At 38.8% G+C, this 15656-nt stretch carries 13 protein-coding genes; 7 read left to right on the top strand and 6 right to left on the bottom strand.

The window, feature by feature from the left end:
- Positions 1–44: 44 nt before the first annotated feature.
- Both VXM68_RS17480 and VXM68_RS17475 read right to left on the bottom strand, forming a co-directional pair.
- Positions 45–419, bottom strand: a complete 375-nt coding sequence (locus VXM68_RS17480) for a DUF1573 domain-containing protein (RefSeq protein WP_209579165.1) — start codon at positions 417–419, stop codon at positions 45–47.
- Between the two features lie 98 nt (positions 420–517).
- Entirely contained in the window at positions 518–1483 is a 966-nt protein-coding gene (locus VXM68_RS17475; RefSeq protein WP_367209519.1) for an SIS domain-containing protein, read from the bottom strand.
- Between the two features lie 101 nt (positions 1484–1584).
- On the opposite strand from VXM68_RS17475, the gene recQ reads away from it, so the two are divergent.
- The 3 genes from recQ (at position 1585) to VXM68_RS17460 (ending at position 5789) form a co-directional block, all read left to right on the top strand.
- Positions 1585–3774: a DNA helicase RecQ gene (gene recQ, locus VXM68_RS17470; RefSeq protein WP_294184869.1), complete on the top strand. Its 2190-nt coding sequence runs from the start codon at positions 1585–1587 to the stop codon at positions 3772–3774.
- A gap of 14 nt (positions 3775–3788) precedes the next feature.
- Entirely contained in the window at positions 3789–4604 is an 816-nt protein-coding gene (kdsA, locus tag VXM68_RS17465; RefSeq protein WP_367209517.1) for a 3-deoxy-8-phosphooctulonate synthase, read from the top strand.
- An 84-nt stretch (positions 4605–4688) separates the two neighbouring features.
- Positions 4689–5789: an SGNH/GDSL hydrolase family protein gene (locus VXM68_RS17460; RefSeq protein WP_293957703.1), complete on the top strand. Its 1101-nt coding sequence runs from the start codon at positions 4689–4691 to the stop codon at positions 5787–5789.
- Positions 5790–5837: 48 nt separating this feature from the next.
- Here the strand turns inward: VXM68_RS17460 and VXM68_RS17455 are convergent, their stop codons facing one another.
- Both VXM68_RS17455 and VXM68_RS17450 read right to left on the bottom strand, forming a co-directional pair.
- Entirely contained in the window at positions 5838–7136 is a 1299-nt protein-coding gene (locus tag VXM68_RS17455; RefSeq protein WP_367209515.1) for a DEAD/DEAH box helicase, read from the bottom strand.
- A gap of 53 nt (positions 7137–7189) precedes the next feature.
- Positions 7190–7519, bottom strand: a complete 330-nt coding sequence (locus tag VXM68_RS17450) for a multidrug efflux SMR transporter (protein WP_293957701.1) — start codon at positions 7517–7519, stop codon at positions 7190–7192.
- Between the two features lie 154 nt (positions 7520–7673).
- On the opposite strand from VXM68_RS17450, the gene VXM68_RS17445 reads away from it, so the two are divergent.
- From VXM68_RS17445 to VXM68_RS17430, 4 genes are all read left to right on the top strand, one after another.
- On the top strand, positions 7674–9920 hold the full coding sequence (locus VXM68_RS17445; protein ID WP_367209514.1) for an ATP-binding protein: 2247 nt from the start codon (positions 7674–7676) through the stop codon (positions 9918–9920).
- A gap of 12 nt (positions 9921–9932) precedes the next feature.
- On the top strand, positions 9933–10565 hold the full coding sequence (locus VXM68_RS17440) for a response regulator transcription factor (protein WP_312329713.1): 633 nt from the start codon (positions 9933–9935) through the stop codon (positions 10563–10565).
- Between the two features lie 100 nt (positions 10566–10665).
- Positions 10666–11946, top strand: coding sequence for a hypothetical protein (locus tag VXM68_RS17435; protein ID WP_367209513.1), 1281 nt, complete (start codon positions 10666–10668; stop codon positions 11944–11946).
- A 64-nt stretch (positions 11947–12010) separates the two neighbouring features.
- Positions 12011–13018 carry a YihY/virulence factor BrkB family protein gene (locus VXM68_RS17430; protein WP_367209511.1) on the top strand — a complete coding sequence of 336 codons (1008 nt, stop codon included), beginning with the start codon at positions 12011–12013 and terminating at the stop codon, positions 13016–13018.
- A gap of 182 nt (positions 13019–13200) precedes the next feature.
- Here the strand turns inward: VXM68_RS17430 and VXM68_RS17425 are convergent, their stop codons facing one another.
- Complete coding sequence (locus VXM68_RS17425; protein ID WP_367209510.1) at positions 13201–14361, bottom strand: Gfo/Idh/MocA family protein; 1161 nt, start codon at positions 14359–14361, stop codon at positions 13201–13203.
- Between the two features lie 33 nt (positions 14362–14394).
- Entirely contained in the window at positions 14395–15447 is a 1053-nt protein-coding gene (locus tag VXM68_RS17420) for a sugar phosphate isomerase/epimerase family protein (RefSeq protein WP_367209509.1), read from the bottom strand.
- Between the last annotated feature and the right edge of the window lie 209 nt (positions 15448–15656).

Raw genomic sequence — 15656 nt, 5'->3', positions numbered from 1 at the left:
CCACATCATGATGTGGCTTTTTTTGTTTTATATTTCCAATGTTATTATTCCACTATACCCTTAATGTAGAGGGTTTTTACAGGAGTCTTGGTATTCGATTGCACGGTAAAGCTCTTTGTGAATGGAGCTTTGGCAGCTGCATTATAGGTCACTTTGATGGTGCCGCTTTCACCCGGTTTAATTGGGGTTTTTGTGAATTCTGCTACTGAACAACCACACGTTGGGACAACGTTTGAAATAATAATTGGCTCACTACCAGTATTTGAAAATTTGAAATTATACGAAACGGGTGTGCCTGCCGGTATTTTTCCAAAATCGTGGGTTTCTTTTTCGAATTTAAATTCCCCTTGGCCGGCCTGCATAGACGAGAAACCAATAAAGGAAATGATCACTGCTAAAATTGTTATATACTTTTTCATGCTTCTAAGATATTACTTTATGATTAAAATAGAACAACTGATATGCCAAATGTAGTATTTATTGCCTATTAATCTCCTATCTAACAACTTTATTACAGTTATATTATACCCTCTTTAAGTAGGTCCTGAATGTGAATAATGCCGTCATAATCATTTTTGTAGGATACCAATAGTTGCGTGATGTTATTTTCGCGCATGATATGAAGGGCATTTGCCGCGAGTTCATTTTTATCGATGATTTTGGGTGATTTTCCCATAATATCTCCGGCTGTTACACTTCCGAGATCGGTGTGTTTTTCTAACATGCGTCTTATATCGCCATCGGTGATAATGCCAACGATACGGTCACCGTCCAGTACAGCTACTGCACCCAGTCTAAATTGTGTAATGGTAATGATAATATCGCTGACAGTGGCCTGCTGTTGGACGCTAGGTTTTCCATTCTGATCAGACAGATCGCCCACTCTTAAATACAATTTTTTGCCTAATGCTCCGCCAGGATGATATTTCGCGAAATCTCTGTCTGTGAAATCTCGGCATTCCTGTAATACGACAGCAAGTGCATCACCCATGGCTAATTGCGCCGTTGTACTCGAGGTGGGGGCCAGATTGTTGGGGCACGCTTCTTTTTCGACCGTGGTGTTCAAGATGTAGTCGGCATTTTTTGCCAAATAGGATGCTGTATTTCCGACCAAAGCAATCAATACATTCTTTGTTTGTTTTAAAAAGGGAACCAGCACCTTAATCTCGGGTGTATTGCCACTTTTTGAGATGGCAATAATTAAATCATTTTGCTGGATGATTCCGAGATCGCCATGAATAGCATCAGCTGCATGCATGAAGATTGATGGCGTTCCAGTCGAATTTAGGGTCGCTACTATCTTCTGTGCAATAATAGCACTTTTGCCAATCCCAGTAACGACAACCCTTCCTTGTAGATTTAATATGCGATTAACAATGGTAACAAAATCATCATCAATATATTGGGCTAAGGCAGCTACTGCTTTCGCTTCTTCTTGAATAGCTTGAATAGCTATATTTTTTATTTCGTAGTTGTTTTTCACAAAAAATACTCTTACTTTTATATATTAGAATAGATTGCAAAAATAGATTATTTTTCAAGATTATTTCTTCATTTATCTATCTTATTTTTGCCCAAGGCGCAATGGAAATAGAAAAATCACTTTTCGACAATTTACAAGATTTTTTTGGTTTTGATACTTTTAAAGGAGATCAAGAGGCTATTATAACGAGTATCCTTCAGCGAAGAGACACGTTTGTAATTATGCCTACCGGGGGAGGGAAATCAATTTGCTACCAACTTCCTGCACTCATGAGTGAAGGGACTGCAATTGTCATCTCGCCGCTGATAGCTTTAATGAAAAACCAAGTAGATCAACTTCGTGCATTCGGTGGCGAAGACAGTATCGCTCATTTTTTGAATTCTTCTTTAAATAAGAGTGAGATCACAAGGGTTAAGGATGATGTAGTCGCTGGAAAAACCAAGTTGCTGTATGTTGCTCCTGAATCTCTTGCCAAGCAAGAAAATTTGGAATTTTTACATCAGATAAAAGTATCTTTTGTTGCTGTTGATGAAGCGCATTGTATTTCGGAATGGGGGCACGATTTCAGACCAGAATATCGTAAAATTCGCCAGGTAATTAATGAAATAGGGCCAAATATTCCAATTATCGCACTTACCGCTACCGCTACCCCGAAGGTGCAGTCGGATATTCGTAAAAATTTACAGATGAATGATGCTGTTTTGTTTAAATCATCATTTAATCGCAGTAATTTATATTATGAGGTAAGGCCCAAAAAAGATGTCGTTAAAGAGATTGTTCGTTTTATCAAAACTAAATCTGGAAAGACAGGCATTGTATACTGCTTAAGCCGTAAGAAAGTGGAGGAGATTAGCGAGGTTTTAAACTTAAATGGGATTAAAGCTTTACCTTACCACGCAGGATTAGATGCTAAAACCAGAGCGGATACACAGGATAAATTTCTGATGGAGGACGTTGAAGTGATTGTGGCGACAATTGCTTTCGGTATGGGAATTGACAAACCGGATGTTCGCTATGTGATTCATCACGATATCCCTAAATCTATGGAAGGATATTATCAGGAAACTGGGCGTGCTGGACGTGATGGGGGGGATGGTTACTGTTTGGCTTTTTACTCCGAAAAGGATGTGGAAAAACTCACTAAGTTTATGAAAGATAAACCTGTGGCTGAACGGGAGATTGGTACACAGATCTTAAAAGAAGTTATCGATTATTCCGAGTCTGCTGTTTGTCGTCGTAAACAGATCCTTCATTATTTCGGAGAAAATTTTGATGAACAGGGGTGTAATAACATGTGCGATAACTGCCGCTCCGCGAAGGAATATTTTGAGGCGGAGGAGTCATTGCGTGATGTACTTGGATTCATTCAGGAGCAGGGAGAGAAGTTTGATGATCATCACGTGATCAACGTAATGATGGGACAAAATAATCAACCGGTGTCTTCCTATAAGCATGATGAGCATCGCTTATTTGGAAAGGGGAAAGACAAAGGCGTTATCTATTGGAAATCTTTGGTTAGACAGGCTGTTCTGGATAATTTTATTGAAAAAGATATTGATCATTATGGTCTTTTAAAATTGACAGATATTGGTAGGCATTATATAGGCAATCCTTATCAATTAAAATTTGTCTTAAATCGTCCAATAGAAGGTGGTGACCAAACAAGTTCGGACGATGCGGGGCATGGTACAGGGGCATTAGACACGGTTTTGCTGGGCATGTTGAAAGACCTGCGGAAGAAAATAGCAAAGGGAAAAGCTTTACCTCCTTTTGTCATTTTTCAGGATCCTTCGCTCGAAGAGATGTGTACGCATTACCCAGTCAGCATAGATGAATTGAAACAGATTCAAGGTGTCGGGAATGGCAAAGCGATCAAATTTGGGCCGCCCTTTATTGCCTTGATCAAAGCGTACGTGGAGGAGAATGAAATTGACAGACCTGTGGATCTTGTCATTAAGAGTACAGCGAATAAATCGGCTTTAAAGGTATCTATCATTCAAAATATTGATCGTAAAATAGCTTTGGATGATATTGCTTCAGCTAAGGGCATTACTTATGAGGAAATATTGAAGGAAATTGAGACCATCGTAAATGCGGGTACCAAAATAAATATCAATTATTTTATTGACGAGATTATTGATGAGGATCGTCAGGATGAGGTGTATGACTATTTTAAGACGGCGGAGACTGATTCAATTAATAATGCATTGAAAGAACTTGGAGGCGATGACTATAGCTATGAGGATCTCCAATTGATGCGGATAAAATTTTTATCAGAGCTTGGCAATTAATTATTTATAATGATATGATTAACAAATACATTCCTGAAATTAAGAACGGGACATCGCAGAATTTCTTTTTAATGGCGGGGCCTTGTGCGATTGAAGGAGAAGAAATCGCTTTGCGTATCGCTGAAAAGATTTTTACTATTACAGATAAACTTCATATTCCTTACATTTTTAAGGGGTCTTATCGTAAGGCCAATCGATCTCGCCTAGATTCCTTCATGGGTATTGGTGATGAAAAGGCATTGAAAATTTTGGAAAAGGTTGGTAATACCTTTGGGATTCCGACGGTGACGGATATTCATGAAAGCCATGAGGCAGAAATGGCTGCTGCATATGTTGATGTTCTTCAAATTCCAGCTTTTTTATGCCGGCAAACTGATTTGTTAGTTGCTGCGGCAAAAACAAATAAGGTCGTTAATGTCAAAAAAGGACAATTTTTGAGTGCCGGGTCCATGAAATTCGCAGTCGATAAAATTTTGGAATCAGGCAATGAAAAGGTTTTTTTAACTGATCGTGGCAACACATTTGGTTATCAGGATCTTATTGTAGATTATCGCGGAATTCCGGAAATGCGTGCTTTTAATGTGCCTACAATAATGGACTGCACACACTCTTTGCAACAGCCCAATCAGACGTCTGGTGTAACAGGAGGGAAGCCAGCTTTAATTGAAACAATAGCAAAAGCTGCAATTGCAGTAGGAGCTGACGGTCTATTCATCGAAACCCATCCCGATCCAGCAAATGCGAAGTCTGATGGAGCGAATATGTTGCATTTGGATTTGCTTGAAGGTTTGATGGAAAAACTGATACGAGTTAGACAAGCTATTTTATAGTATAATAAATAAATCGCAACAAGAGGGAGCCAAAAGGCTCCTTTTTTAATAATCAATTGGATCAAACTTAAAACTCATTATTGTATGTTCTCAAGAATAGTGTTGACAGTATACTTACTGTTATCTTTTTCTGCTATCAAATCGCAAGAGAATTATCGTTGGTTTTCACCACTTGAAGATGGGCATGTACAGGGTAGATTGGCGAATCGTAAACTCTCTGCCTTTAACCGACTTCCGGATGAATTGGAAAGTCAAGTACGTAAACCTGTATGGGAACTTGGTAAAAATAGTGCGGGTTTCTATATCGATTTTCAGACATCTGCTCCCGAAATTACTGTTCAGTATCAGGTGGAGGGCGAGCTTAATATGCCACACATGCCAACAACTGCTGTCAGCGGCGTCGATCTTTACGCTTTTGATACAGCAAAAAAGCAATGGAAATGGGCGTATGGTAACTATGATTTTTCGGACACTGTCTCTTATAAATGGAAGAATATTGGTCGTAATGAAAAGTTTAATTATCGCTTATATCTTCCATTATATAATACAGTTAAGTGGTTAAGAATCGGTGTTCCAAGCACAGCTAAATTCTCCTATACGCATACTACTCCAAAAAAGCCAATTGTCGTCTATGGAACATCAATTGGCCAGGGGGCCTGTACCAGCCGGCCAGGTTTGGCTTGGACCAATCAAGTAGGACGTGCGTTTGAGCACGAGGTAATCAACTTGTGCTTCTCGGGTAATGGCCGACTGGAAAAGCCGATTTTGAATGTAATGAATAGCGTGGACGCAGCCTGTTATGTACTGGATTGTATTCCGAATCTCGCTATTTCGAAGTCTTTAACAGAAAAGCAGCTGGATTCTTTGTTGGTTTATGCGGTAACGTTTTTAAAAAAAGAACATCCTGAGACGCCTATTATTTTGACACAACACAGTTCTGGAAATATTGAACAGGTCTTTAATGAAGATAAAAATGCTGAATATCAGCAAAGCAGCCGCGTATTGAAAGCTACTTTCAACAAATTAAGGTCAAAAGGAGTTCGCCAGCTTTTTCTGTTATCGAGTCAAGAGCTTAATTTGGATCTGAACTCTACGGTTGACTACGCGCATCCAAATGATGAAGGGATGGAAAGAATTGCAAATGCTTATATTAAGTTGTTGAGAAAGGTTTTAAATTACAATTAAAAAGGGAAGTCGAAACTTCCCTTTTTAATTGTAATTTATTTTGAACTTCTATTTCTTTTTCATTTTCATGGTCATTTTCGCTTTTTCACCGCCGCCATAATTATAAGTTTTAGCATTGCTTTCTTTCTTTTGGTGAAAGGCTCCTCCACGAGAAATATCTGTTTGGTCTTCTTCCTTATTCACCTTTTTCTTCTTATCGGCGGTCGAATTATATATGGACACATCTTCGGGTAACGCCAGTAGGTCCATTCTTTTACCAACGGCCTGTTCGACTTTTTTTACCATAGGTAATTCCAGGTCTGTCGCAAAGGTTAGTATTACAGTTTCTTCGTTCTCTTCATTTTTGAGGAGATGATTTAAGAATTGCTCCTTCTCATTTGGTAATTCAAATTGGAATAAGAATGGAATAGCGGAAAGATCAATATCATTTGTGTTTTCTCTCGCAATAATCAATACACGGGATTGACTATTTTCTTTGAAGTCTTCAATGGCTTCATAACCGAAATCGTCGTAAAATAATGGATTGAGTACCGCAATTTCTTCTTTATTCCTGCTGAACAAGTGGCTGGCTAATTTTTGGGCCGTAAGTTTCGTGTTTACAAAAACTACTACTTTCTGAAATACTTCTTTATCTTGCAGCAGATGATTTAATAAATTGATTTTTGTTGTGAAATTAGGGACATGGTATACGAACAAATCCAAGGTGTCAACAGTATCGTTTTCAAGTTCGTCTACCTCTATGACGGCATAGTCTTCATTCATGAAATTGTCTACCATGTCATATAGTTTCTGATGTTCAACCGTACTGAATATGATATGTTGCACTTTACCACAGCTTTCCGCCAATTCGCGTACGGGTGTTTGCATTCCTTGTTTGATAATCTCTTCCGCATCATCGATAATTAACGTCTGAATTCGATTGAGATTTAGCGCTAGTTTGAGATAAATCGCTCTAGCGCGATTTGGTGTAGCTACAACAATATCCTTTCCGTCAACTAATTCCCCAATTTCCTCTTCCATACTGCCTGATGCGCGTAATCCAATAATGCGAAGGTCTCTATTTTTGCTCAGTTGGTAGAATTTTTCAACAATTTCGTCGATACGTTCTTCATTTGGCGCCAAGATCAAAAACTTTGGAGCTTCATCTGTTGTGAATTTCAACTTCATCAAAGTGGTTAAAACATAAGTTGTGGTTTTGCCAGCTCCTTCAGGAGCGATGGCAATAACATCCTGTCCACCAAGAATTCTGGAAATGCACCGACCCTGAATTTCCTTTGGAGCCAGATAACCGAGTTCAGTCATCGTAGCAGTCAATCTTTTGCTAAGTTTTAGTTTCTCTAACGACACGTATCCTTTAATTTATGTAAGTTACAAAAATACAAATTTAGATCTTACATCAGCTAATGTGTTCCCATTTTTGAAAACAGATTGATAACGATGACTCCAGCGATGATTAAAACCATACCAACAATGGCCGCTGTATCGGGAATCTGTTTAAATAAAAACATACCCACCAGGGTGATCGCTACAATTCCAACTCCTGACCAAATTGCGTAGGATATACCCACAGGTAAGTATTTCAGGGTAATACTTAAAAAGTAGAATGCAATAATATACCCGACAATACTGATAATCGTTGGTTTGATCAGCGTAAAGCCTGCCGACTTTTTGAGAAAAGTTGTTGCGAAGATCTCAGCAGTTATAGCAAGAAATAAATAGAAGTACTTCATTGTAGCAAAGGTATGATTTTTTGTTTAGCAAGCTCCGTCAGATTTGCATACCAATAGCATTCGTTTTACTTCTATGTACGATAATTTATTGTGTATAAAGCCAAATTTATCTAAGTTTGGGCTATTCACATAGCGAGATACAATATTTGATTTTATGGGGTATGTTCTGAATCTTTGGCGTTCTATTCTAATATTTTTTCTTTTTCTATGTCCACGTTTTGTTGTGTTGGCTCAAGAACAGCTGCAGGAGTTAAGGAAATCGTATTACAGTCTTCCTTTGGGAAGCAGAGAGCGGTTTGTACTGACGGGAAAATACGCACAGGCCCTGTATTTTAATAATGAGAAAGCGCTGGCGGGTCAACTACTGCATGACAATATTCAGTTGGCTAAAAACTATCCCGACAAGCAGTATTATGCGTATTTGAATTGCATTGCTGCGATGAATAGCTTTAATGATCATGCTTTTGAAAAATCGCGATTTTATTTGGAACACGCTAAATCTGTGCTCCCAATTGTCAATGAAAATGGAACAAAGGGATATGTACATTATTGTGCTGGGTGGATTATGACTCGGCAGAATAAAGAAGATGAGGCAGTTGCGCAATTCCATAAAGCAATTTCTTACTTAGATAAGGCGCCGCAGACAGAGGCAAATATCGCTCGTAAATTGGCGGTTTATAAAGAACTCACAGCAATCTACGCCAATCAACGTAATTATGATTTTCAGGAAAAGTATACTTCATTATTGTTGGAAACGGCTAAAGCAGGAGGGAATGTCAATAGCTTATTTGATGCGTACATGCAAGCTGGTTATTTGTTTGAAGAGGAGTACAGGTTAAATCGGGGGAATTTTGATCTATTGAGTAAAGCTGAACAACACTATCTTGATGCGTATAGCTTGGTTAACAAGAATGATAAACATCTTATCAATCCGACGGATCTAGCCTATGTTTCTGTTAATCTTGCAAATCTATACCACGAGTTTTATTTGGATAGTGGTGCTAAAAAAGCAATAGCCTACGCTAAACAAGCTTTGGATATCGCTGCTGAAACTGGACAATATGCCATCACGGTGCCCGCCTATGGTATTCTCGCGGATGAAGCTTTCAAAGTTGGCAGCCGTGATGAAGGTAAGAAATACCTGCAAATAGCTTTGGATAATCTTAATCGAGAGCCACATTACGATTATCAGGTGGGTTTAAGTCTATTTAGCAGGCTGGCCGAAGTAAGTGTTGAAGAAGGAAAATATGAAGAAGCGTTCAACTATCAGAAAAGCTACATAGATGTATTTCAAAAGGCTTTCAACTCGGATAAACTAGATAAGACCAAACAGTTGGAACTGAAGTTTGAGCGAGAATTGCAGAACCAGAAGTTAATGCGTCTTCGTTTAGAGGGGGAGAAAAAGGAACAGCAGATTAAGTTGATGAAAGCTTTGAATGACAGACAGCATCAACTGGTTGAGAATTTGAAATTGAATGAACTGAATCGTGCGCAGCAGCTTAAAGTATTACAACTTGAAAGAGATAAGAAGGAGCAAGATTTGCAGTTAAGCCGACTGGAGAATACACAACGTTTACAAGAACTTGACGTGTCAAAAAAGAAAATTGCTTTTAAGTCGCGTATGAATTCAATTTACATTTGCTTATTTATTAGTTGTTTGGTTGTTATTGTTTTGTTATTCTATGCCTATTGGCAGCGTTCCAATGCATTGAAACAGCGGGAGCATTTGCATCAATTAGAAATCGAAAAAAATAATCAGCAGCATGCAATCGAAAGCCTGACAGCAATGCTTGCCGGGGAAGAGAAGGAGCGGACGCGTCTTGCCCGTGACTTACATGATGGCTTGGGTGGTTTACTGTCTAGTACGAAGTTAGGTTTGTCGGAGCTTAATAAAGCTACTTTAGAAAAGAAATCCGTAAAGGAAGGAATAGATCGAAGCATTGATCTCTTGGATGGGGCGGTAGATGAACTTCGTCGGCTTGCCCATAACCTTATGCCTGATCTAATTGTGAAATATGGTTTGAAGGAGACTTTAAGAGACTATGCAAGTCGTATGAGCCAGGTTACCTGTGTCGTTGAATGCGAATTTCTGCAATTTGAATCCACGTTGAGTACTGAACAGGAAATTTCTTTGTATCGAATTATTCAGGAATTGGTCAATAATGCGTTGAAGCATGCCAGTGCTTCCAATATTTTAATACAGCTTTCTTCACATAATAAGCGTTTACATATCACTATTGAAGATGATGGCAAGGGTTTTGATATAAAAAGTGTCGATTTGCAGCATGCAGCAGGAATGCATAATGTGCGTTCAAGACTTTCATTTTTAAACGGCGAAATGAAGCTCATGTCTGATCAGGGCTCGGGTACTACGATAGAGTTGGAAATACCCATGGTTTAACTTTTAGAAAAAATGATTAAGATAGCGATTACAGACGATCACCCTTTGTTGCTTGAAGGTTTGAAAAACATAATCAACGCGCATGAAGATTTTGAAGTTGTCGGCATGTATTCTAGCGCGACAGAGCTGTATAAGTCTATTGCGGTAGACATGCCAATGGTATTGCTCCTCGATATTAATCTACCTGACGCTAACGGGATAGATTTAGTTAAAGGACTGAAAGAGAATAATAATGATTTGAAGATAATTGCATTTAGTGTACACAATGAATTTGCAGTCATCAATAGTATTCTAAAAGAGGGGGCGGATGCCTATTTACAGAAAAATGCAAATGGCGATGAAATACTGACTGCTATTTCAGATGTTATTGTTGGAAAGCGCTATATCTGTGAGAAAACCAGGATTATTTTGAATCAGAAGTCAGAAATAGGGCTGAAGCAGGTGCCGAAGTTGACTCGGCGTGAAAAAGAAGTGCTCAGTTTCGTGGCGAAAGGTATGACAACTAATGAAATTGCCGACGTTCTCTTTATCAGTTCGCACACAGTAGAAAGTCATCGCAAAAATTTAATGGAGAAATTTCAAACGAAGAGTGTTACTGCCGCTGTAAAATCTGCCCTTGAATATGGTTTAATTATAGAATCATAAATGGAATGACCAATTCCCTGATTTCAGGGGTGGAAAAGGCGCTGTTTAGTTGATATTTTTGATCCCATTACTTTAAATTTCGTTATAGATTGAAATCAATATGATAAAAAAGACAATAATTTGGACGATAGGGATTGTTATTCTTTTAATGATTACCGTATGGGGAATATATAGTTTTAGGCAACAAGAGTCATACAAATTATTGGTGCATAAAGAAAGTAAAGCATTATTAACTGTATCATTGGATGATATTCTGTTGAATCAGTTTTTTAATACATGGCAACTATCACCAAAAGAGCGTTTGCATTTGGGCAAAAGGCTCAGTAAACTTCAAGATAATGGTATTGACATCAAAGCGAATGTTTTTCTTTTTGCCTTGGAGGAACATTCAAAAAATTTTTATGCTTTTTTTCAGCTAAGGGATAAACAGCAATTTCTATATTTTCTAAAGGATGTCATTCATGTTGATTCTATCGAAAAGGGGGTGGAGTCTGGGATGGCCTATGCGTATGATGAGACGAATAAAATAGCATTTGTATGTCGAGGAAATGATTTATTGGTTGGTGTAGGTTTTGATCTTGATAAGAAGAAGGAAGAGATGTTGCAGCTCATTCAATCAAAAGGTGATATGGTAACTATTAAACAATTTATCGATGATCCGAGCACACTTACCGGTCAATCGGTTCGTTACAGTGATTTATCTACTAACAATTATGTTGAACTGACATTGAAGGGTGATCATGTTGATGTTTATGGTGAATTTACATCAAGGAATTGGAACTTTCCGAAAGCGTTCCTTGTCAGGGAACTTGCATCGAAACAATATATTGCAAAATCTTGGGTGAATATTTCTACAAATCAACTGAAAAATAAAATAAAACTAGCGTTTGAAGAATTTCCGATGATGACTGATTCTCTTTTCACACATTTAAACGGTAATTATATTGATATTGAAATATTAAAAAATAAGGTAATTCAGACCGATACGATTATCAATTATGCGGTTGATGAGAATTTTGAAACGGTCGAAGAGAAGACGCTTTACAATACACGCGTTCCAGAAGTGCGGATTACCATGCGGGGAGATAGTAACCTCAACAAGTTTCTGCCCAATAAGCTATTTTACCAGTGGTTTAAAAAACAAGATAAGGGATTCAGTATGTTGTCGACATCACAGGACGTATACCGATTAAATGTGAGCTATAAGAATACTGATGAGTTATCTCATGTTGCGATTCATCTGGCGGACTGGCCAAATGAAGTTAAGGTTCCGCCCATTTTAGCGCTGAAAACCATTGCTTCAGATATCATTCTTAGTCTAAGGGTCGTAAACCGGGATCGAATCGTTCTGGAAGGCACTTTAAAGGACTATTCGCATTAAAGCATATAAAAGACAAACTTTCTCTACTAATTAATGGTTTGTTGTTGAGATAAAACGCGAAGATATGGATATTAGAACTAAGAGTAGCAGTAAAATAAAAACCTATTGGCGGATTTTGAAAAGTACTGTTGCGGGATTTCTCAATGAGGATTCAATGAAGTACAGTGCGTCACTATCTTATTATACCGTTTTCTCGATCGGTCCAATATTCGTTCTAATCATTGCTTTGGCTGGAATTTTTTATGGAGAGGATGCCATTGAGGGGAAGGTATTTTTGGAGTTACGCAGTTTTGTGGGAAATAGTGCTGCTAAGCAGATTCAGGAGGTTATTCAGAATTTACAATTGTCAGGAAAGTCAAATCTGGCATTGCTGTTCAGTAGTGTTACCTTAGTTTTAGCTGCAACAACAGTTTTTGGAGATATACAAAATTCCATTAACAAGATTTGGCACGTACGTGCGAAGCCAAAAAAAGGATGGCTAAAGTTAGTTCAGGACAGACTTTTGTCTTCATCATTAGTTATAGGATTGGGATTCTTGCTGGTTGTTACACTAATTGTTAATGGTGTGATTTTGACTTTGATGGATCAGCTGCAGCGATATTTTCCAGATATGACAGTTATGTTGGTAAACGGAATCAACTTTAGTTTATCCTTTGGAACAATTTTTCTTTTGTTCAGTGTGATCTTTAAGATACTGCCGGACGTTAATATTCCTTGGCGAACGGTTCGTGCTGGTGCTTTATTTACCTCCATTTTATTTGTGTTAGGCAGGTATTTCATTGGGGTCTATTTAGAACATTCGGCTACACAAGATACTTATGGTGCGGCGGGTTCGTTTGTATTGATCTTGTTGTGGGTGTATTACACAGCCGCTATCCTATATTTTGGGGCCATTTTCACCAGAGAATACGCGACTGTGATGGGAATTCCAATAGAGCCTTCACCATACGCTGTTCATGTCGAGATTAGGGAAATTGAACGAGATGTTGCTGAAATTCCTCCAGCTCCATTAACACAGGAAGAACAAACTATAGTGATAGCGGACGCTCCAAATTATGTGAAAAAACAATAGCTGTTGAATTGAAACCGTTCTATATAGGGATAAGAAAAATGGAACGAAGCGTATATGTTAGAAACTTTATTGAAATGCTGAGAACTATATTAATCCGCTGTGGTAATCAAACATCAATTCGCGAAAATAGCAACCGATGAGGTGTCTCCCGCGGGCGGGGAAACCACATCGGTTTTTTTGTTTTAGTAACTTAGGAATTCAGTCCATTTTTGTTCAGACGCTGCTGAAGCAAGTACAGTTTCCAAAAACATCATGCCCCGGACACCATCAATTACGGTCGGGAAGTCAGTCTCTTCTTCTGTAGGAACTTTACCTTGCATGGACGCTAAAAGTGTCGTTGCAAAATTTCTATAGATATTGGCAAATGCTTCAATGTATCCTTCTGGGTGGCCAGCTGGTAAGCGTACATTATGTTGTGCGAGTGGCGAAAGATATGGTTGTCCGGCTCTAAAGAGCTGTGTCGGCTGATCGACATGTTTGACGATTAGTGTATTGGCATCTTGTTGGTTCCATTCTAAACCGCCTTCTTCACCATATACTTTAATTTTTAAGGCATTTTCTTCTCCGGCAGCGACCTGTGAGGCAGATAGCACTCCCGTTGCACCGTTTTCAAATCGCAGTAAAATATTGCCGTCGTCTTCCAGTTTTCTCCCGTCGACAAAAGTTTGTAAATCGGCACACATTTTAGTTATTTTCAGGCCTGAGATATATTCTGCTAAATGTGCTGCGTGGGTTCCGATATCACCCATACATCCGCTTTTTCCACTTTTTTCTGGATCTGTGCGCCAGAATGCTAGTGAGAGTCCGTTTTCAATGAGTTTACTGAGCCAACCTTGTGGGTACTCGACCATAATCTTTCTGATTGGACCTAGTCGACCTTCTTTCACAAGTTGACGGGCCTGTTTTACCATAGGATAAGCGGAGTACGTATATGTCACACAAAGGGTTAATCCGGTTTCTTCAACTTTTTCTTGAAGTAAACGCGCTTGTTCAAGTGTGAAAGTCATCGGTTTTTCAAGGACGACATGAAAGCCATGGTTTAAAGCCATCATTGCCGGTTCGAAATGAGCAAAATTAGGGGTGACGATGCTGACGAAGTCCATACGTTCTTGCGTAGGGCGTTTACTTTCTTCTAAGATCATTTCCTGATAACTTCCATAACTTCTTTCTTTTGGAAGTCCTAAAAGTAATCCAGATTCTTTGGCAACAATAGGGTCAGCGCTTAGTGCTCCGCAACATAATTCAATATGGCCGTCGATTGCTGCAGCCATACGGTGAACAGCACCTATGAAAGCATTCTTTCCTCCGCCTATCATACCCATTTTAAGTTTTGTAGTGCGCATAAAGTTAAATTTATAATGACGAGATCTTCTGTTTTACAACCCCAATAGTTTACGATTGAGGTTATCGTTGGTTTCTACTGCAGCAAAATTATCGAATGCCTTATCGGTAACCCGTATGATGTAGTCTTTAATATGCAGGGCACCTTCGCGAGCACCATCTTCAGCATTTTTAAATGCACACTCCCATTCGAGTACCGCCCAACCTTTAAAATCATACTGTGTAAGTTTGGTAAATATGGCTTTAAAGTCCACTTGTCCATCGCCAATTGATCTAAATCTACCCGCTCTACCTTGCCAGTTCTGGTAGCCACCATACACACCCTGACGGCCAGAAGGTGTAAATTCAGCATCTTTAACATGAAACATTTTAATTCGCTCGTGATAAATGTCGATAAATTCGAGGTAATCGAGGCATTGAAGGACAAAATGGGAGGGATCATAAAGTATGTTTGCCCGTTTGTGATTGTTGACATTTTCGAGAAACAGGTCGAAAGTAGTACCATCGTGGAGATCTTCCCCTGGATGTAATTCATAACAGAGATCGACATCATATTGCTCGCATTCATCCAGTATGGGTAACCATAATTTGGCAAGTTCCTCAAATCCGGTTTCAATCAGGTTGGCTGGCCGTTGTGGCCAAGGGTATATGAATGGCCATAGTAATGCGCCACTAAAGGTTGCTAATGCTTTCAGTCCAAGATTGTGCGAGGCCTGTACGGCATATTTTAATTGTTGTATGGCCCACTGTTGTCGTGCTGCGGGATCTTTATGTACATGTTGTGGCGCAAAGGCATCAAAGAGATCATCAAAACTTGGATTTACAGCGATTAGTTGTCCTTGAAGATGGGTTGAGAGCTCGGTGATTTCCAATCCATAGGACTGTACTTTAGCTTTTAGGTCGAGTGCATAGCTTTTGTCGCGTGCTGCTTTTTCTAGATCAATAAACCGGGAATCTAAAGTTGGCAACTGAATGCCTTTATAGCCGAGCGCTGAGGCCCATTGGCAGATATTTTCTAAAGAATTAAACGGGGGTTCATCGCCGATAAATTGTGCGAGAAAGATAGCAGGACCTTTAATTGTTGTCATATTTATTACGTTTTGAAAAGACCATATTCCAGACTGAAAAGACTTATATGCCGATTAGTCTGAAACAATGATTTAGTCTCTTGTTTATACTGTTATAATCTGGTTATTCAAGTTACGAACTTGTCTTATACAATATTACAAAAATTTGCAACCGGTTGCAATTAAATCAAAAAAAAAGCTTAAACTTGTTTAGGGAATTTATTCTACTT

Source organism: Sphingobacterium sp. R2 (genome assembly GCF_040760075.1).
Taxonomy (GTDB): domain Bacteria; phylum Bacteroidota; class Bacteroidia; order Sphingobacteriales; family Sphingobacteriaceae; genus Sphingobacterium.
This window is presented reverse-complemented; position numbering and strand designations above follow the sequence as displayed.